Below are 19,346 nucleotides of genomic sequence, written 5' to 3'. Positions count from 1 at the left end.
GGAAACAGTATGAAAAAAAGAGCTAGAATGATAGAGCTTGTGGAAGAACTTAATAAGCATTCATATGAGTATTATGTTTTAGATAGTCCTTCTATATCTGACATTGAATATGATAGAAAATACGATGAATTGAAAAGTTTAGAGAAAGAGCTAGATGAAATACTACCATACTCACCAACTCAGAGGGTAGGAGATGTTGTTTTACCAGAATTTAAGAAGCATTATCATAGATCTCCACTTTGGAGTTTAGATAAAGCACAAAGTCTGGAAGAATTATTGAATTGGCATAATAGAAACTTAAAGTTCATTGAGGAATATAATAAAAATCATGACCAGCAGCTACCACCATTAGTTTACGTTTTAACAAAAAAGTTTGACGGGCTATCAATAAACTTAACCTATAATGAAGACGGGGTGCTAGTTACTGGGGCATCAAGAGGAAATGGAGAAGTAGGAGAAGATATAACAGCTCAAATTAAAACTATAAAGTCAATTCCGCTTAAAATCTTAAATAATGCTGTAGTAGAAATACATGGTGAAGCTATTATGACAAAGGCAGCCTTTGAAAAATATAATAGTAATGCAGTAGTGCCTTTAAAAAATTTACGAAATGGTGCTGCTGGTGCTTTAAGAAATTTAAATGTTAAAGAAACTGCAAAACGTAATTTATCAGCATTTTTTTATGATGTTGGATACACAGAGGGAGAAGGATTTAATACTTATGAAGAAATGATGGAGTTTATACGTAATATGGGACTTCCTGTTGACTCCTATTTTCAAAAGTGCCATAAGTTCCAGGAGGTAATAGATGGTGTAAAATATATAGAATCCTTAAGAGCTAGTTTAGATTACGATATTGATGGAGTTGTAATTGCTATAGATGATATTAATACTAGAAATTACTTAGGATACACAGTTAAATTTCCAAAGTGGGCTATTGCCTATAAATTTGAGGCAGAAGAGACAACAACAACTCTTTTAGATGTAGAATGGAATGTGGGAAGAAGCGGTAGGGTAAGTCCAACAGCCTTGCTAGAACCAGTTGAATTAGGTGGAGTTACTGTAAAGAGAGCTACTTTGAATAATATGGATGATGTTAATAGAAAGGGAGTAAAAATAGGATGTGAAGTTTACATTAGACGTTCCAATGATGTTATTCCTGAAATAATAGGAGTAGTAGACACATCCTTGGAAAGTGCTAAAAGTATTGAAATACCAGAAATATGTCCTAGTTGTGGAGCAAAACTTCTTAGACAGGGAGTACATATATTCTGTGAGAATACTTTATCTTGTAAGCCACAATTGGTTAAAAGTATGGTTCATTTTGCAAGTAGAGATGCTATGAATATCGAAGGCTTCAGTGAAAAAACAGCTGAACAACTTTTCGAAAAATTACAGGTTAAATCAATTCCAGATTTATATAAGATAAAAAAAGATGATCTTTTAGGCTTGGAAAAGTTCGGAGATAAAAAGGCAGATAATCTTATAAATGCTTTGGAAAAAAGCAAAAGTTGTGAGTTAGCATCTTTTATTTATGCTCTTGGTATTCCAAATGTAGGAAAGAAAACAGCAAAGGATTTAGTTAAAAACTTAAAAAACTTAAAGACAATTGAAGGAGCAACTTTTGAACAACTTATAGTAATAGAGGATATCGGAGAAGTTGTAGCCAATAGTATAATTGAATTTTTTCAATCTTCGGAGGTAAAAAATAGCATAAAGGAACTTTTAGATTTAGGAATTACACCTTACTATGAGAGTATTCAAATTGAAGAAAGCATATTTAAGGGGAAAACAGTAGTAGTTACTGGAACCTTAGAAAATTATTCGAGAAATGAGATAAAGGAAAAGTTAGAAGGGTTAGGAGCTAAAATTTCCAGTAGCGTAAGCAAAAAAACAAATTATGTGCTTGCAGGAAAAGAACCTGGATCTAAGTATGATAAAGCTTTAGAACTTGGAGTAACTGTTATTGCAGAAGAAGAGTTTTTAACCATGGTTGGAGGTAACTAAGTGAAAAGAAGTATAAAATTAATTCTTTGGACTTCTATGGTTATTACAACAACAATAATAATATTAACAATTTTATCTATGTATAGTATTCACTACAACAAGTTTTTTGATAATTATCATCCATTTCAAATATCACTGTTTTTTACCCTTATAATTTGGAGTTTGGAGATAATTATAAATAAAAAAGGTAAAAACTACATTTTTTATGGAGTAACTTTTATTATTTTAGCCAATATGATTTTCCTGTTTATGTTATGGGGAGTTAAATAAATAAAAAGATAGCCGGTGTTTCAAACCAGCTATCTTTTTATTTTTATAAGCTATTGAGTTAAGCAAGTTATAATTTCATAAGGTTTATATCTTTAATGAAGATGAAGCTTTTACTAATAAGCCGAGTTAATAGGATATACACATCAATTTATTACATATAAATTCTAATCATTTGGAGAAGAATTTTCTTTAAATTCGGTAGGAGAAGATGACGGGTTAACGTCTTCCTTATCATATATCTTTTTAAAGTTGTTAGATAAGGTATGGATATTGTGAGAAACCTTTTCTAATAGATAATTCCTATATCTAATTTGATTGTAGAGATAATTAAAGAGTATAAAACTCCAAATACCAATAAAGGTAAAGGTTATTATGGATATAATAACTAATATTTTTAAAACTATATCTAACATAGGTTACCTCCAAGTAAACATTAGTATGTAAATTATGAGAAGGATAAATTTAATCAATTACACACATTATAGCATAAAATCAAATTGATGTAATAATAAATTAATAAAAAATCGCTGAAATTTTGGATTAATTAATGTGAAATTGTAAATAATTTTAAAAGTACAATAATAGGGGTTTTGGAGAAATGAGGTGCTACTGTGAAAAAGTTGTTTTATATAATTTTCTTAATAGGAATATTAATTTGCTCAGTGTCTATTGAAGATGAAAATAAAGCTATTAATACCACCAATTATATTTCGTACAATTTAGGGCAGAGGCCAAATAATCTAGTTATGACTGATAACTTTGATGTTAGAAAAAAAGATATTTTAGTAGCCTTATTTCAAGGATTAGTTACTGAGGATGCTAATGGTGAAATTATCAATGGAATAGCAGAAGAATATACTGTTTCAGAAGATGGATTAGAGTATACTTTCAAAATTAGAGAGTCTGCAAAATATAGCAATGGAGATAAAATTGTTGCGCAAGACTTTGTAAATTTTTTTAAAAGTTTCATAGAGGATAAAAACAATATTTATGCAGAGCAGCTAAATTGCATTTTTGGTGTACAGGATTTTAAAAGTAGAAAAGTGGGATTTGAGGAGGTAGCAATTAAAGCAAAGGATGAGAGGATACTTTCTATTAGGCTCAATTATAGGTGTCCATATTTCATAAAAATCCTTAGTCAACCAGTTTATTCATTAAGAGATTACAACGTTTTAATGAATGGATTTGATGAGAGCTATAATAAAATAAGATATACAGGTCCTTTTATTGTTGATAAGATAGATGAAAAAAAACATATAATTATAGCTAAGAATCTAAATTATTATGGCAGTAATGAAGTTACCAATGAAATAATTAAATTTACATTTGTTGAAGATAAGGAAAAAGCATTGGCGAATTTTGAGCTAAATGAGGCGGGGGAAGAAAATATTCAGATTGTGGCTGACATTCCAGTAAATGAATATTTCAGGTTAGAGAATGAAGGGAAATTAAAGAGTTTTCCTAGTAACAGTGTGTACTATCTGAACTTTAATATAAAAGGCAATAAACTTCCAGGTGATATTAATTTTAGAAATGCTCTAAACTCAATACTTTCAAAAGAATATTACTCTCAACAAATTGCTAAAAATTTTGCAATACCAGCATCACTTTATGTACCAAAAGGCAATGCAGATAAAAAGCTTTTTGATACTTTTGCAAATAAAAATCAAAGTGAAGAGTATTTAAAGAAAACTAACATCACAGGAAATGAAACTATAATTTTAGTTTATGAAGAGGATGGTTTAAATAAAAGAATTGCAGAAGATTTGGCTAAAAACATCCTTCAAGATTTAGGCATACATATATCGATTAAAGGATATAGCCAGGATGAATTAGAACAGGTAATACAGAAAAATCAGTATGACATACAGCTTAGTAAATTTAACCCTATATTCGATGATATGTATTTATACTATGATATTTGGAGTAGTAAGTCTAAAGAAAACCTTATAAGGTATAGTAATCCTAAGTATGACGAAACTGTTAAAGCTGCAAAATATGAATGGAATGAAGAACAAAGGAGTATTTTTTATAGGCAGTGTGAAGACATATTAAGAGAAGATTTGCCATCAGTACCTATATACTATATAAATACTATACTATGCATTAAGCCAAATATTACTGGGGTATATGCTACTCCTTCAGGAAATATAAAATTGGAATATTTAAAAATAAATTAACCATATATGTAAGACTAAATACCTATAATACGTGAAAATTATGACTAACTAGCATACTGTATTTTGATTTATGAGATTTATAAATTGCAACTCATAAACTTTCAATTATTTTGATGCTTTTAAACAGGAAAATAAAAATATTAAAACAATTCACTCAGCCTTGGGAAGTCTAAAAGTAGATTATGTGTCGTGACTTAGAAAATTAGGAATAATGTCTAGTCTTTCGTAGCTAATTAGCAGAGTAATAATTAAATTAGGTTGCTAAAATAGAAATTGTAGTATTAAATATAAAACAACTGTGAACTTAACTTGTATCACAGTTGTTTTTATTAAATCATATGAGATAAGTACTTAAGTACTTTACAGGAAAAAATACTAATACTTAAGATTTGATAAGATAACTATATCAATATTTTCTTTAATTAAGAAATAGTATTAGGAAAAAGATAAACATATTTTTAGAAGCATCAAAGCTATGTTTATACTGCTTATATCTTTCCTTTCTTTTATTTAAGGTAACGTATTTTATAAAAATCGGTGCTAATTCATTACTTTCAGGGCTTGGCATTGATGGCATTCTAAAATACTCATCTTTTAAAAGATCCTCTGCTTTAGAGGTGAAGTTTCTATATCTTTCTACATTATCTAAGTCAGGAACTTCAGGCCAACTTAAAACTATGCCAGAATTAATCACCTGATTTTTGTAAATATTATGAACTTTAGAATAATCCACTTCTTTATCTTTACTGCTTTCATATTCATTATGAAGCATCATCATATATAAATAAAGAATTATTTCATCGCAATTAAATTTATTTTCTTTCTCATCTAGATCTTTTACAAATATACCCTTATCAGTTTGATAGAGCTTTTCTAAATTTAAATAAATTTTATTAGCAGTTTCCTTAAACTTAGAAATATGAGAAATGTTGTAGGCCATCATACAGTTAATATAAGCAAGACAAGACACATCAATTTTATCTTTAATTACTGATGAAGGAATGTGCTTTAGATTTTCAGCCATTAAATCAGAAAAATCTAACAGCAGTGCTTTGGCATCTTCTAAGTCAGAGTATTTATAGAAAATATTAAAAGCAAAACAAACTTTTACAAGTTCATCATGAGGGATGTTATAGATTTCATTTTTAAATTGCTTGAACATATTTAATATATCTAAAGAGAAGTTTTTAAATTGATTCTCATCCGAATCTTTATAAAGTGAATATTTGTAATACGCAGCCATTAAAAGTCCTTGAGTTGAAAAACTAAATTTTAAGTCTTTATCAGTTAAATTATATTCCTGTGCCATTGGATCAGTTGAATCATACTTATCAATAAATACACCTTCGTTATTTCTACAATAAACAGCATAGAACTCAAGTTGTTCGCCAACCAAATTAAGTAGATAATTTTTTAAAGCATATTTCTTATCATCTACATCTATGAATTTACTGTAGTATTCTACCAACTGAAGAAGTGATAAAGTCATATAAGCATTTGAGGAGATATTTATTTCCTTCTTAAATTTACGGTGATTCCAGTGTAATTTACTATTTTCATTCACTAGTTTTCCATCAGCTTTTCTGTAAACACATAATAGTGGAGAAATAGTACTATTTATGATATCATCATTTTTAGGTAAAGATTTAGATTTTAACTCTTCATTCTTAGATACTATTCCACAACCTGAGTGTAGAGATATGTGTCTTACTGATTCTTTAGATAAGTAAAATAATTGACTTTTTATGTTTGTATTGTCTAATACATTGATTCTTAAAAAAGGTCCTATATATTTCAACGTAACACCACCAAAATATTAATTATATTTAATAATATGATGTGAAACTTGAAAATGTGCCAAAATCACAAAAACTTTAAAAAAATATAAGGAGAATTCAAATGAGAGTGGGAAAACTTAATTGGGATGATTTAAAATATGTTATAGATAATCATAAGGGGGGGAGAAGAGACGACATTAGGATAAGTAATGGAATTGGGGAAGACTGTGCTGTAGTTAATTATGGAGATTATGAATGTGTTATATCAACTGATCCAGTAACAGGAGCAACAGAAAATATAGGCAGGATTGCAGTGCATATAAATTGTAATGATATAGCATCCTGTGGGGTAGAGCCAGTAGGATTATTAGTAACAATACTTGCACCACCTACAGCAACTATAGAAGAATTACATAAAGTTATGGAAGAAATACATGAGGAAGCTTTAAGATTAAATGTTCAAGTAATTGGTGGCCATACAGAAGTAACAGAAGCTGTGAACAAGATAATTGTTTCTTGCACAGCTATGGGAAAAGGTTTAAAGAATTCAGCTATATCAACTGCAGGAGCAAAGGTAGGGGATGATATAGTTGTTACAAAGCATCTTTGTATTGAAGGAACTACAATATTAGTAAATGATTTTGCAGATAAGTGTAAGGAAATATTATCAGATGAGGAGTATATTGAAGCTCAGCAATATGTTAATAGTATAAGTGTGGTAAAAGAGGGTGTTATAGCAGGACAAGTAGGGGTAAACTCTATGCATGATATTACAGAGGGGGGACTTTTGGGTGCTTTATGGGAATTGGCAAAGGCAAGTAATGTTGGCTTTAAGGTTTATGAAGAAAAAATGCCTATAACAAAAATTACAGAAAAGCTTTGTAATAAGTTTAGCATCGATCCACTAAAATTTATATCTTCAGGAAGTATGATAATAACATGTAAGAATGGAGATGAACTAATTAAAGAACTTAAAAAGGGTGGAATCAATGGAACTATTATTGGGAAAATTACTAAATCTAAAGGAATGTTAGTAAAGAATAACATGGAGATTGGAGTAGAGCCGCCAGAAGCAGACGAATTATTTAATATATAATTTTAAACTGGTAATAATTATAATCGGTCAAGATAAGTAGCAGTATTTATATAGTAGTAATCAATAACTAAGTATTAAGTACAAATAATTCTAAAAAATATAATACATAAGGAGGAACAATATGAAAAAATTAATTGTTGCAAGCAATAATAATCATAAAATAGATGAAATAAAGGAAATGCTAAAAGGGTTTAGTTTAGAGGTGATTGGATTAAAGGAGGCCGGCATAGATATAGACGTAGATGAAACTGGTAAGACTTTCATAGAAAATGCTGAAATTAAGGCGAGAGAAATATTTTCAGTAGCTAATGGGGATATGGTTTTGGCTGATGATTCTGGATTGTCAGTAGAAGCTTTAGGAGGCCTCCCAGGAATATATTCAGCGAGATATAGTGGTGGACACGGCAATGACAAGGAAAATAATAAAAAGCTTATAAAAGAGCTTCAAGGAGTACCATTTAATGAAAGAAAAGCAAAGTTTGTTTGTGCTATGGTACTGATAGTAAATGATATTACAGTTGTTAAGGTTCAAGGAGAAGTTGAAGGTTATATAGTTGAAGAATATAGAGAGAAGGAGGCTTTTGGATATGATCCACTATTTTATGTGCCTGAACTAAAAGAAACCTTTGCAGATGTACCAGCTGAGGTAAAGAACTCTATGAGTCATAGAGGGCGCGCTCTTGACATGCTAAAAGATGAATTGAGTAAGTATATTTAATAAGTTGGTGAAATAGATGAAAATAGGAGTTTTAAGTGATTCACATGGAAATAAGTTTTCATTGGGAAGAGCCATAAAAGCTCTGGGTCAATGTGATATTATATATCATTTAGGAGATTATGCAAGGGATTGTAAAATCATAAAAGAAAATTTAAATATACCTGTGATTACAATTAGAGGAAATTGTGATAGTAAGGACGAAGGCATATTAGAAATAGTACAAAAAATAGAAGGTGTAAATATATTTCTAACCCATGGACATAACTATGGAGTTAATTTTAATATATTTAAACTTAGATTTAAGGCACTTGAAACAGATAGTAAAATAGTTTTATATGGACATACCCATGTTGGCAAGATAGATATGGAAGAAGATATATACTTTATAAACCCTGGAAGTATAAGTGAGCCAAGAGATGGCTCTAAACCATCTGTGGCAATTATTGAAATAAATAATAGAACTATAATTCCAAGATTAATTCATATATAAATTTAAAGGGACGAATACAAAACATTAAAGGAATTAAATGCTTTTAATGTTTTGTATTCGTTTATTTTGAATATAAAATGTCAAAGATGAGGATTTTGGAGGGAATTTAATTCTAAAATTTATGGTGGTTTATAGTTGTTGACAATTTGAAAGAAGAAGTTGATACCTTAGATTTAGTAGTGGTATTGGAAAAAAATAAATAACGTTATCTTTGAAGTTCATGAAGAAAAGCATATAAAAATAATGTAAAAAATACTATTTATAATTAAGAGACAAAAATAAAAATCTATAATTAAATGATATGAAGATGGTATAAGTTTTTTAATTTACAACATGAGTAGATTAAAATGAAAAAAATACATAAAAAACTATGTAGTGGAAAGCTAGGAAAATCAAGGGCTAATAACCTGTGATGATTTCAAAAGAAAATTTTATGAAAAAAAGTTGCTAAAAAGTGTTGACTAATGAAATATATTGTTGTAGAATAACTATTGTCGCTGGGGTTACTAATTAAGAAACAACGACGATAAGGAAAGCAAATTTCGGGGTGTAGCGCAGATGGGAGCGCGCGTGGTTTGGGACCATGAGGTCGCAGGTTCAATCCCTGTCACCCCGACCACAAAATATATTATGCGGGTGTAACTCAATGGTAGAGTGCTAGCCTTCCAAGCTAGTTACGAGGGTTCGATTCCCTTCACCCGCTCCAAAAAAATGCGTCTTTAGCTCAGCTGGATAGAGCAACGCCCTTCTAAGGCGTGGGCCAGGGGTTCGAATCCCTTAAGACGCACCAAATGGTGGACGTAGTTCAGTTGGTAGAGCACCAGATTGTGGCTCTGGTTGTCGTGGGTTCGAATCCCATCGTTCACCCCAAATAATGGGATATCGCCAAGCGGTAAGGCACCAGACTTTGACTCTGGCATTCGTAGGTTCAAATCCTGCTATCCCAGCCAATATGGTTCACTAGCTCAGTCGGTAGAGCACATGACTTTTAATCATGGTGTCCGGGGTTCGATCCCCCGGTGAGCCACCAGTAATATGCAGATGTGGCGGAATTGGCAGACGCACTAGACTTAGGATCTAGCGCCTACGGCGTGGGGGTTCGACTCCCTTCATCTGCACCATATTACTTTAAAAAATGCCATTAAAATATATGCGGGAGTGGCTCAGTGGTAGAGCGTCACCTTGCCAAGGTGAACGTCGCGAGTTCGAATCTCGTCTTCCGCTCCATATGCGGGTGTAACTCAATGGTAGAGTGCTAGCCTTCCAAGCTAGTTACGAGGGTTCGATTCCCTTCACCCGCTCCAAAAATGCGTCTTTAGCTCAGCTGGATAGAGCAACGCCCTTCTAAGGCGTGGGCCAGGGGTTCGAATCCCTTAAGACGCACCAAATGTATCGGGGTGTAGCGCAGATGGGAGCGCGCGTGGTTTGGGACCATGAGGTCGCAGGTTCAATCCCTGTCACCCCGACCACAAATATACATTATGCGGGTGTAACTCAATGGTAGAGTGCTAGCCTTCCAAGCTAGTTACGAGGGTTCGATTCCCTTCACCCGCTCCATTTAACTTTTTGTGGGGTTTATTATAAATTCTGTTTGAAATAATTAAGATGAGTTTTAATGTAAAAAGAAATATCATATTGCTACGGCAATTTTTTTTTATAGTCATGCACCCATAGCTCATCTGGATAGAGCGCTGGACTTCGAATCCAAAGGTGACAGGTTCGATCCCTGTTGGGTGCACCAATAAGAATAAATATTAAAGTTTAGGAGTTATTTATATAATACTATAAACTTTAAATTACATATGAGTAAAAAGCTTATAATTATATTTTGATATATAATTATAAGCTTTTTTATTTGGCTTAATAAGCATTATTTTGTTAAGGTTAAAGCCGCTTGTTAGTTCTAGAAGAAAATTAACTAATTCATTATTTAGGCAAAAATAAAACTAAGGATTATCATAAAATCCTTAGTTTTATTAGCTATTTAGTTCCTATATCAATGGTAGAATTATTCTTGCTAGAATAATAATCATATATATTTTTAATAATAATTTTTATAATATTATATATAGGAACAGCGAGGAAGGCAGCTAAGAATCCACCAAAATAGACACTAACAGTAACTACTAAAATTGTTGTAAGTGGATGCATATGAAGTTGGTTACCGGTTATATTTGGAGTTATAACATTACCTTCGAGTTGTTGAACAATTACGGTTAGAATAAGTATTTTAACTATCATACCAAAGCCCATACTGAAGGCTATAAGCAAGGCAGGTAGGATTCCTAGTATTACTCCTAAAAAGGGAATAAAAGCTGTTATCAAGGAAAATAACGCTAATACAAGTGCGTTAGGCATTCTAATAATCATATAGCCTATAAACATTAAGATCCCTATAACAGAAGCTACCATTACCTGAGAAGTAATATACTGTTTTAAAACTGTATCAACTTCATGTAGTATTTTAAGGGTAAAAGACTTTATTTTAGAAGGTAGCATAGAAGAAAAAGTATCGTAAATTCTTCTATCATCCTTTAATATATAAAACATTATAATAGGAATTAATATGGCTTGTGTAAAAAAGTTACCTATAGAACTTGCTACAGCAAATACATTTTTACTAATGTCAGCAAAAGAGTTAGAAATAAAATTTATAGCTCTTTGTATAGCATCATTAATATTAAAATACTCGTTTAATTGAGGGTATATGTAGCTATATTTATTGTTAATGCTTTGTACAGAGCTTGTTAAGGTGTTAACTAAACTTTGTCCCTCAGATGCTATGATTGAAGATGAATAGGTAATTATATAAATCAGCAATCCTATAATTAAAAGGATAGATATGGCAGTAGACCATACACTAGATATTTTGAATTTTTCAAGTTGTCTTTTGACTGGTCTTACCATATAGTAAAGAAAGATAGCTAACACCATTGGAATAAACATTGCACTTATAATAGTTCGAAAGGGTGTAAAGATAAAGGGCATTTTACTAATTAAGAAAATAATTAGTAAACACAAATTTATAATAATTAATCCGGGAATTAATTTATCATTCTTAAACAATTAAATACCTCCTTGTACAATAAAGTTTATAATACTATAAGTATAACCTATAATCCTATACTAAATCAAAGTAAAAGTGAAGAAAATAGTAAATATAACCAAAAATAAAAGCTCATATACAAATATGAGCTAAAAATTACTTTATACGTGCCATAATTCTTGGATATTCTTGTTCTGCAGCTTGAAAAATTACTGCTAGCATTTCAAAAACTAATTCTGCATCAAAGTTATTATTAAACGGTATACATATTTTTGAACTAACAACATTTTGATCTTCATAAAAACTGATATATTTGTAAGTTGAATTCAATTCGTTGAATAGCTTATATAATAAAGTTTTTTTGCTTTCATCATTTGGAACAGTAGCGATATGAAAACAGAATATATCTGCTAAAGTGTCATCATCTCTTAGGGCTATTACAGCTCTTCTTTCAGCACCACCGCCTAATACGGGTCTCTCTACACCGTCAATAACTACTTTTTCAGGAAAAGTAAAAATAGTAAAATCTTCTACATTCATACCTTTGTTCATATGAATTTCATGTTCACCTATGTATTTTTCAAAAGCTAAAGCGTTGTTTCTCATTATTACAAAGTCCCCCTTAGAAAGTATAAAGTTATTAAATATTTTCAAAATATTTAAATATTATTTATTCATATTATCTCACAAAAAAAAATATAAGTAAACAAAAAAATAGTAACACCAAGAATAAATGTCATAGTGGACTAGTATATTATATATAAGGAAAGTTATTACCAAAATGTGGATAAAATTGTGGATAATGTGGAAAAAAATGGTTAAAGCCATGAATCTCTTTGAGTCATGGCTTTATTATTTAGAGTATATTATTGTTAAGATATTTTAGTGTTTGTTTTAGAATCTGAGTTAACTAGAGATACTAAATAATCTTGAAGTTGTTTTACCTTTTCTTTATTCATTGGTTCAACTCCGTCTAATCTGTAGCTAATTCCTAGCTTTTCATATTTATTTACGCCTAACACATGATAGGGAAGGAGCTCAATTTTATCTACATTTGGAACTTCATTTGTAATTATTTCTGCAATCTTTTTCATATGATCTTCTGTATCTGTATACCCAGGTACCACTACATGTCTAACCCAAACTCTAGTTTTAGAGCGGCGTAGGGCTTCAAGAAATGTATTTACATCTTTTGTGTCTCTTCCAGTTAGAACTACATAGCCATCGCTGTTTATATGCTTAATATCAAGTAGTACTAGGTCGGTATATTTTAATATCTCATCATAGTTGCCATCACCATATCCAGCAGTATCAATTGCAGTGTGAATTCCATTAGCCTTGCATAATTTAAGCATTTCTAATAGAAACGCTGGCTGAACTAAAGGATCTCCACCAGAAAAGGTAACTCCGCCACCAGAACGGGAGAAATATGGTTTAAATCTGAGGATTTTTTTCATTACTTCCTCAGGAGTAACTTCAATACCACTATTTAAATTCCAAGTATCAGGATTATGGCAATATGCACATCTTAATTTGCAACCTTGAATAAACACTACAGTTCTAATACCAGGACCATCTACAAGTCCCATGCTTTCTATTGAATGTATTCTTCCTTTAATCATAATTTATTCCTCCTTATTTATAGGAATACTTGAGTCCATGGTTCATTTCATACTGAAATAAAAACTATATTTTTACTTTAGTATGAAATGAAATTTTTAATACAGCAGAAGCACCTGTATTAAAACAGGTACTTCGCACTGTACACTTAGGACAATTCATCCTAAATTTATATATTATATTTACAATAATTAATTTAAACTACATAGTTTCATGGAAAGTTCTGCTTATAACTTCCATTTGTTGAGCTTTAGTTAATCTGTTAAAGTTAACAGCATAACCTGAAACTCTTATAGTTAAAGTAGGATAATTTTCTGGGTGCTCTACAGCATCTAAAAGCATTGCTCTGTTAAGTACGTTAACATTTAAGTGGAAAGCGCTTTGTCCGAAATATCCATCCATTATTGATACTAAATTGTTTATTCTTGTATCTTCATCTTTTCCAAGAGCATCTGGAACAATTGTGAATGTATTAGAAACTCCATCTTGGCAGTAGTTTCTGTATGGAATTTTAGCAACTGAGTTAAGTGATGCTAATGCTCCGTTTTCATCTCTTCCATGCATTGGGTTAGCACCTGGTGCAAATGGTTCTCCATCTTTTCTTCCATCTGGAGTAGAACCAGTTTTCTTACCGTATACAACGTTAGAAGTGATTGTTAATATTGATAATGAATGCTCAGCATCTCTATATAATGGATGTTTCTTAAGCTCATCAGAGAATTTCTTAACAACTTCAACAGCAATGTCATCTACTTTATCATCATCGTTACCATACTTAGGGAATTCGCCTTCAATTTTGAAGTCTATAGCAATTCCTTGTTCATTTCTAATTGGAGTAACTTTTGCGTATTTAATAGCACTTAAAGAGTCAGCTACAACTGATAAACCAGCGGCTCCGAATGCCATAAATCTTTTGATCTTTGTATCATGTAATGCCATTTGACCTGCTTCATAAGCGTATTTATCATGCATATAGTGAATTGTGTTCATTGTGTTAGCGTATAATTCAGCTACATATTCAAGTACTTTCCAATAGTTAGCCTTAACTGTTTTGTAATCAAGAACTTCATCTGTTATTGGAGATACTACGTTACAAACTTTTTTGAAAGTTTTTTCATCTACGCCACCGTTGATAGCATAAAGTAATGATTTAGCAAGGTTAGCTCTAGCTCCGAAGAACTGCATTCTCTTACCAAGTTCCATAGCAGATACACAGCAAGCTATACCATAATCATCCCCGTAAACAGGTCTCATAACATCATCATTCTCATATTGAATTGAGTCTGTTAAAATAGACATTTTAGCACAGTACTTCTTGAAGTTTTCTGGTAATTTTTCTGACCAAAGAACTGTCATATTTGGTTCTGGTGCTGGGTTTAAGTTAATTAGAGTGTGTAAGAATCTGAATGAAGTCTTAGTTACAAGTGGTTTACCATTTACACTAACTCCACCTAAGCACTCAGTAATCCAGTTAGGATCTCCAGCAAATAAATCATTGTATTCTGGAGTTCTTAAATGTCTTGCAAGTCTTAATTTAATTACAAATTGATCAACCATTTCTTGAGCTTCTTCTTCAGTAATAACACCATTTTGAAGATCTCTTTCAATGAATATATCTAAGAAAGTAGTAACTCTTCCAAGTGACATTGCAGCACCGTTATTTTCTTTTATAGCTGCTAAGTAACCGAAATATAAGAACTGAACTGCTTCTCTAGCAGTAGTTGCAGGGTTAGAAATATCAACACCATAAGATGCAGCCATAGCTTTAATTTCTTGTAATGCTCTTATTTGCTCAGATAGTTCTTCTCTTAATCTTATCATTTCATCAGTTGTATGACCTGTTAAGTTTTTAGCATCTTGCTTTTTCATTTCTACTAAGAAATCAATACCATATAGAGCTAATCTTCTATAGTCACCTATGATTCTTCCTCTTCCATAAGCATCTGGAAGGCCAGTAATTAATCCTGCGCTTCTTGCAGCTTTCATATCAGCTGTATAAGCATCGAATACTCCTTGGTTGTGAGTTTTTCTATATTTACTGAAATACTTATCTATTTCAGGATTTATTTGATATCCATAAGATTCAAGTGAGTTTTGAACCATTCTATATCCACCAAATGGATTAACGATTCTTTTTAATGGAGCATCTGTTTGAAGTCCAACAATTACCTCGTTGTCTTTGTCAATATATCCAGCTGCATAATTGTTAATGCCTGAAACTTCATTAACCTCAACATCTATAATTCCTTTTTTTATTTCTTCTAATATTAGAGCATGAGCTTTATCCCATACTTTAGCAGTTTTTTCTGACTTACCAACAAGGAAACTATCATCTCCCTCATATAAGCTGTAGTTCTTTTGAATAAATTCTCTTACGTCAATTTGTTCTTGCCAAAGTTCGCCTTTGAAGCCTTCCCATTGTTTAAACATTTGTGTTCCTCCTATGCAATGTGATTTAATAATAATTACTTGTTAATAATTATTATTATAACCTATTTATGTAAACAAGTAAAGGGTTTTATATAACAGTTTACTTGTTAAATATAACAGTTAATATAGTATAAAATACAAAATAAAGTATTTTAGCTTAATAATTATCTGTCTGTTATAATTGTATAACTGAAACAGATTTCTTTCAAGTATTTTTTACAAGAATAATATATTCAGAAAATTTTAAAATGAATGCCAATTATAAAATGAGATGGAAACAAATATAAATTTAAATTAAGCTAGAAACATCAGTCTGTTTAGAAATAAAATGTGAAGGTGTTATTTAAAAATATATATATGAAGATATTAGTAAAAAATATTAAATTGAATTTAGTTCATAATAGAACAGCATAACTAAATTTTGATACAGCAATATTAAAAGGATAAAATTGAATAAATAAAATTAATATAAGGTAAATTAAAGGTGAAACAGTGGGTAAAGTTTATTTTTGAAAGTAATTCATTAAAAAAATACTAATATTAATAAATTTGAGGTATAATAAATTTGATTACATATATTATAAATGTTACTATATTAAGGGTATGTTGATGAGTTAAAACTCTTAAAGTCATAAGGGAAAGTATAATATGAATTTAATGGAGGGATTTCTTGTGGGTAGAAAACCTAGTATGTTTAGCAGAAATTATCGTAACCAATTAAGAAAAAGAAGGATTAGATATGCAACAGCAATATCTGTTATAATAATAATATTCTTAGTTGTAATTTTTAGTAGTAGTTTTAAGGGGATTACCTCAAATATCAAAACTTCTATTATATCTGTGTTTTCAAAAGAAAATAAAAAAACAGTAGAAGATCCAAACAAATCAAATGAACAGGGAAAAGAAAATGAAGTAGCTCCAAGTACGGAAGCTGAAACAAAACCAATTTTAGCTGAGGAACAATTCGTCTTAAACTTAAAATCAAATGAAAGTGTAAATATAGTGTATAAAGTAAATGGTGATAAGAAAGAGATAAAGGCAGTTACTGGTAATGGGAAAATTAGTTACAATATATCTCCTTCAAAAGAAAAGGTAGTAATTTCAGATAGTAAGACACAGGACTTATATATTGCGGACTTAAATAAGAATATATCTAATATTACCAAAGAGGAATATGTTTCAACTAAAAAGGAAATTTTTAAAAAGGAAACAGTACTAACGAGATTCCCAAGCTATATTTGGTTAGAGAATCCTACATTTATAGATGACACACATATTGCATATGTTAGCAACTTGCCTTGGATTAATAATAGTGGAACAAAGTATTTGTGGATTATTGATACAACAACAACACAGCATAAGAGCTATTCCAAGATTAAAGGAAGCAATATTCAGTTTGGTGACATAACATCTAAAGGTCTTACATTAAATATTGATAATAAAACTATGTACGTTGATATACATGGTAATATAACCATGTAATTATAATCTATGAAAAAAACTTGTAAATATGGATAAACTTATTGTATAATTTATTAAGTGTATTTCTATACAAATATAAATTTCAAAATTAGCTAGTATTATATCTAATAATTAAAATATGTAGAACCAATACTATGTAATTTATGCAATTTATGTTATAATGTTATAATGAATATATAGTCAGTTATTAGGAGGAAGAAACAATGAACGTTAAAATGGAGAAATTAGAGAAAAACGTTGTAAAATTTGAAGTAACAGTAGAAGCAGAAAAATTTAATGAGGCTTTAAAGAAATCTTATGCTAAAAATGCTAATAGATTTAACATACCAGGCTTTAGAAAAGGAAAAGCTCCAATGCACATAGTTAAAAAGTTTTATGGAGAAGGAGCATTGTATGAAGATGCAATAAACTTTATATATGAGACTACATATCCTCAGATTTTAGTAGAAAATAATATAAATCCAGTGGATTATCCTTCAATAGATGTAGTTGAAATTGGAGAAGGAAAAGACTTTGTTTATACAGCTACTGTACCAGTTATGCCAGAAGTAGAACTAGGTGAATATAAAGGTATAGAAGTAAAGAAAGAAACATATACAGTATCAGAAGAGGATGTTGAAAACAGATTAAAAGAATTACAAACGCAAAATGCTAGAGTAGAAGCAAAAGAAGATGGTAAGGTTGAGCAAGGTGATATAGCTGTAATAGATTTTAAGGGCTTCGTTGATGATGTTGCTTTTGAAGGTGGAGAAGGACAGGATTATGAATTAGAAATAGGTTCTGGTACTTTTATAGATAACTTCGAAGAGCAATTAGTTGGCTTAAAAGCTGGAGAAACTAAAGATGTGAATGTAAAATTCCCAGAGCAATATGGAAGAGAAGAATTAAATGGTAAACCAGCAAAATTTGAAGTTGCTATAAAAGCAATCAAGAAAAAAGAATTACCAGCTATCGATGATGCATTTGCAAGTGAAGTTTCAGAATTTGAAACTTTAGAAGAATTAAGAAATGACATTAGAGAAAAAATAGAATCAGCTAATGAATTAAAAGCAAAAACAGAATTTGAAAATGCTGTTATTGAAAAAGTTGTTGCGGATGCAAAAGTAGATATTCCACAAGCAATGATTAATAGAGAACTTGATGGAATGGTTCAAGATTTAGAGACGAGATTAAAGTATCAAGGATTAGATCTTGAAACATACTATAAATTTACAAACACAACAGAAGAAAAATTCAGAGATCAAATGCAAGAAGTAGCGGCTAATAAAGTGAAAACTGATTTAGTAATTGGAAAGATTGCACAAGCTGAAAATGTATCTGTTTCTCAAGAAGAAATTAATAATAAAGCAAAAGAAATTGCTGCAGCATATTATGGTGGAGAAGAAATGGAAAAAACAGCTGAACGTTTAGCTCAAGTTCAAAAAGATTACTTAGAAGTTGAAATAATCAATGAAAAAGTAAAAGGACTAATATTAGAAAACAGTAAATCCTTATAATATTTCGTAGAGATATAAATAACTAATTAATTGCCAGTATATGCTGGCAATTAATTTTAAATAAATAGGTTAAAAATATGTAATAAGGATAAAATTTAAGTGTAGCTTAAATTTTATTGCAATAAGGAGGGTATTTTATGAGTTTAGTTCCAATGGTAGTAGAGCAAACTGGAAAAGGTGAAAGATCTTATGATATTTATTCTAGACTTTTAAAGGAAAGAATAATTTTTTTAGGAGATGAAGTTAATGATACAACAGCTAGTTTAGTAGTAGCACAACTTCTATTCTTAGAATCTGAAGATCCAGATAAAGATATTTACTTATATATAAATAGCCCTGGTGGCTCAATAACTTCAGGAATGGCTATATATGATACAATGAACTACATCAAACCAGATGTATCCACTATTTGTATAGGTATGGCAGCATCGATGGGGGCTTTTTTATTAACTGCAGGTGCAAAGGGGAAAAGATTTGCATTACCTAACAGCGAAATAATGATTCATCAACCATTAGGAGGATTTAAAGGCCAGGCAACTGATATAGACATACACGCAAAAAGAATTTTAAAAACAAAAGAAACACTTAATAGAATTTTAAGTGAAAAAACAGGTCAACCAATCGAAAAAATTAGTAATGATGTAGAAAGAGATTATTTTATGTCAGCAGAAGAAGCTAAGGATTATGGGTTAATTGACGAGGTAATTGATAAGAAGAAATAGCTTTAAAGGGG

The 19,346-nt window shown here is 30.6% G+C and carries 15 protein-coding genes and 13 tRNA genes; 22 read left to right on the top strand and 6 right to left on the bottom strand.

Going from position 1 to position 19,346, the window contains the following annotated elements:
* Positions 1-9 precede the first annotated feature (9 nt).
* Both ligA and B3040_RS15795 read left to right on the top strand, forming a co-directional pair.
* Entirely contained in the window at positions 10-2,007 is a 1,998-nt protein-coding gene (ligA, locus tag B3040_RS15800; protein WP_291575237.1) for an NAD-dependent DNA ligase LigA, read from the top strand.
* Complete coding sequence (locus B3040_RS15795; protein WP_291575235.1) at positions 2,008-2,277, top strand: hypothetical protein; 270 nt, start codon at positions 2,008-2,010, stop codon at positions 2,275-2,277.
* Between the two features lie 164 nt (positions 2,278-2,441).
* Here B3040_RS15795 and B3040_RS15790 read toward each other — a convergent pair whose 3' ends face one another.
* Positions 2,442-2,690, bottom strand: coding sequence for a hypothetical protein (locus B3040_RS15790; protein ID WP_291575229.1), 249 nt, complete (start codon positions 2,688-2,690; stop codon positions 2,442-2,444).
* 198 nt (positions 2,691-2,888) lie between these two features.
* Here B3040_RS15790 and B3040_RS15785 point away from each other — a divergent pair, with 198 nt between their 5' ends.
* Positions 2,889-4,457 carry a peptide ABC transporter substrate-binding protein gene (locus tag B3040_RS15785; protein ID WP_291575227.1) on the top strand — a complete coding sequence of 523 codons (1,569 nt, stop codon included), beginning with the start codon at positions 2,889-2,891 and terminating at the stop codon, positions 4,455-4,457.
* A gap of 418 nt (positions 4,458-4,875) precedes the next feature.
* On the opposite strand, the gene B3040_RS15780 is transcribed toward B3040_RS15785, so the two are convergent.
* Positions 4,876-6,255 (bottom strand): hypothetical protein, encoded by a 1,380-nt coding sequence (locus B3040_RS15780; RefSeq protein ID WP_291575225.1) that lies wholly within the window; start codon positions 6,253-6,255, stop codon positions 4,876-4,878.
* A 101-nt stretch (positions 6,256-6,356) separates the two neighbouring features.
* Here B3040_RS15780 and B3040_RS15775 point away from each other — a divergent pair, with 101 nt between their 5' ends.
* The 16 genes from B3040_RS15775 (at position 6,357) to B3040_RS15700 (ending at position 10,280) form a co-directional block, all read left to right on the top strand.
* Positions 6,357-7,331: an AIR synthase family protein gene (locus B3040_RS15775; protein WP_291575223.1), complete on the top strand. Its 975-nt coding sequence runs from the start codon at positions 6,357-6,359 to the stop codon at positions 7,329-7,331.
* Between the two features lie 121 nt (positions 7,332-7,452).
* On the top strand, positions 7,453-8,049 hold the full coding sequence (locus B3040_RS15770) for an XTP/dITP diphosphatase (protein WP_291575217.1): 597 nt from the start codon (positions 7,453-7,455) through the stop codon (positions 8,047-8,049).
* Positions 8,050-8,065: 16 nt separating this feature from the next.
* On the top strand, positions 8,066-8,539 hold the full coding sequence (locus tag B3040_RS15765; RefSeq protein ID WP_291575215.1) for a metallophosphoesterase: 474 nt from the start codon (positions 8,066-8,068) through the stop codon (positions 8,537-8,539).
* 543 nt (positions 8,540-9,082) lie between these two features.
* Positions 9,083-9,158, top strand: a tRNA-Pro gene (locus tag B3040_RS15760).
* A gap of 13 nt (positions 9,159-9,171) precedes the next feature.
* A tRNA-Gly gene (locus tag B3040_RS15755) sits at positions 9,172-9,245 on the top strand.
* Positions 9,246-9,252: 7 nt separating this feature from the next.
* Positions 9,253-9,329, top strand: a tRNA-Arg gene (locus B3040_RS15750).
* Positions 9,330-9,333: 4 nt separating this feature from the next.
* Positions 9,334-9,409, top strand: a tRNA-His gene (locus B3040_RS15745).
* Positions 9,410-9,414: 5 nt separating this feature from the next.
* Positions 9,415-9,489 (top strand) — tRNA-Gln (locus B3040_RS15740).
* A gap of 4 nt (positions 9,490-9,493) precedes the next feature.
* Positions 9,494-9,569 (top strand) — tRNA-Lys (locus tag B3040_RS15735).
* 7 nt (positions 9,570-9,576) lie between these two features.
* Positions 9,577-9,660: transfer RNA gene (locus B3040_RS15730), tRNA-Leu, on the top strand.
* Positions 9,661-9,691: 31 nt separating this feature from the next.
* Positions 9,692-9,766: transfer RNA gene (locus B3040_RS15725), tRNA-Gly, on the top strand.
* 3 nt (positions 9,767-9,769) lie between these two features.
* Positions 9,770-9,843, top strand: a tRNA-Gly gene (locus tag B3040_RS15720).
* A gap of 5 nt (positions 9,844-9,848) precedes the next feature.
* Positions 9,849-9,925 (top strand) — tRNA-Arg (locus B3040_RS15715).
* A 7-nt stretch (positions 9,926-9,932) separates the two neighbouring features.
* Positions 9,933-10,008 (top strand) — tRNA-Pro (locus B3040_RS15710).
* Positions 10,009-10,022: 14 nt separating this feature from the next.
* Positions 10,023-10,096, top strand: a tRNA-Gly gene (locus tag B3040_RS15705).
* Positions 10,097-10,203: 107 nt separating this feature from the next.
* Positions 10,204-10,280 (top strand) — tRNA-Arg (locus B3040_RS15700).
* A gap of 239 nt (positions 10,281-10,519) precedes the next feature.
* Here B3040_RS15700 and B3040_RS15695 read toward each other — a convergent pair.
* From B3040_RS15695 to pflB, 4 genes are all read right to left on the bottom strand, one after another.
* Positions 10,520-11,605 carry an AI-2E family transporter gene (locus B3040_RS15695; RefSeq protein WP_291575213.1) on the bottom strand — a complete coding sequence of 362 codons (1,086 nt, stop codon included), beginning with the start codon at positions 11,603-11,605 and terminating at the stop codon, positions 10,520-10,522.
* Between the two features lie 136 nt (positions 11,606-11,741).
* Positions 11,742-12,191: a YbjN domain-containing protein gene (locus tag B3040_RS15690; RefSeq protein ID WP_017416726.1), complete on the bottom strand. Its 450-nt coding sequence runs from the start codon at positions 12,189-12,191 to the stop codon at positions 11,742-11,744.
* A gap of 266 nt (positions 12,192-12,457) precedes the next feature.
* A complete protein-coding gene (pflA, locus tag B3040_RS15685) occupies positions 12,458-13,207 on the bottom strand; it encodes a pyruvate formate-lyase-activating protein (RefSeq protein ID WP_291575210.1) in 750 nt (249 codons plus the stop codon).
* A 199-nt stretch (positions 13,208-13,406) separates the two neighbouring features.
* Positions 13,407-15,635, bottom strand: coding sequence for a formate C-acetyltransferase (gene pflB / locus B3040_RS15680; RefSeq protein ID WP_291575208.1), 2,229 nt, complete (start codon positions 15,633-15,635; stop codon positions 13,407-13,409).
* Between the two features lie 672 nt (positions 15,636-16,307).
* Between pflB and B3040_RS15675 the strand changes: the two genes are divergently transcribed.
* The 3 genes from B3040_RS15675 (at position 16,308) to clpP (ending at position 19,335) form a co-directional block, all read left to right on the top strand.
* The gene (locus tag B3040_RS15675) at positions 16,308-17,117 is read left to right on the top strand and encodes a hypothetical protein (RefSeq protein WP_291575201.1); all 810 of its coding nucleotides are present in this window, start codon (positions 16,308-16,310) and stop codon (positions 17,115-17,117) included.
* Positions 17,118-17,320: 203 nt separating this feature from the next.
* Entirely contained in the window at positions 17,321-18,613 is a 1,293-nt protein-coding gene (gene tig, locus B3040_RS15670; protein ID WP_291575199.1) for a trigger factor, read from the top strand.
* 137 nt (positions 18,614-18,750) lie between these two features.
* Positions 18,751-19,335, top strand: coding sequence for an ATP-dependent Clp endopeptidase proteolytic subunit ClpP (gene clpP, locus B3040_RS15665; protein WP_291575197.1), 585 nt, complete (start codon positions 18,751-18,753; stop codon positions 19,333-19,335).
* Positions 19,336-19,346: the final 11 nt, after the last annotated feature.

This window comes from Clostridium sp. UBA4548 (assembly GCF_002387895.1).
Lineage (GTDB): Bacteria > Bacillota > Clostridia > Clostridiales > Clostridiaceae > Clostridium_J.
The sequence above is the reverse complement of the archived record's forward strand: the minus strand, read 5'-3'. Positions and strand labels throughout refer to the sequence as shown.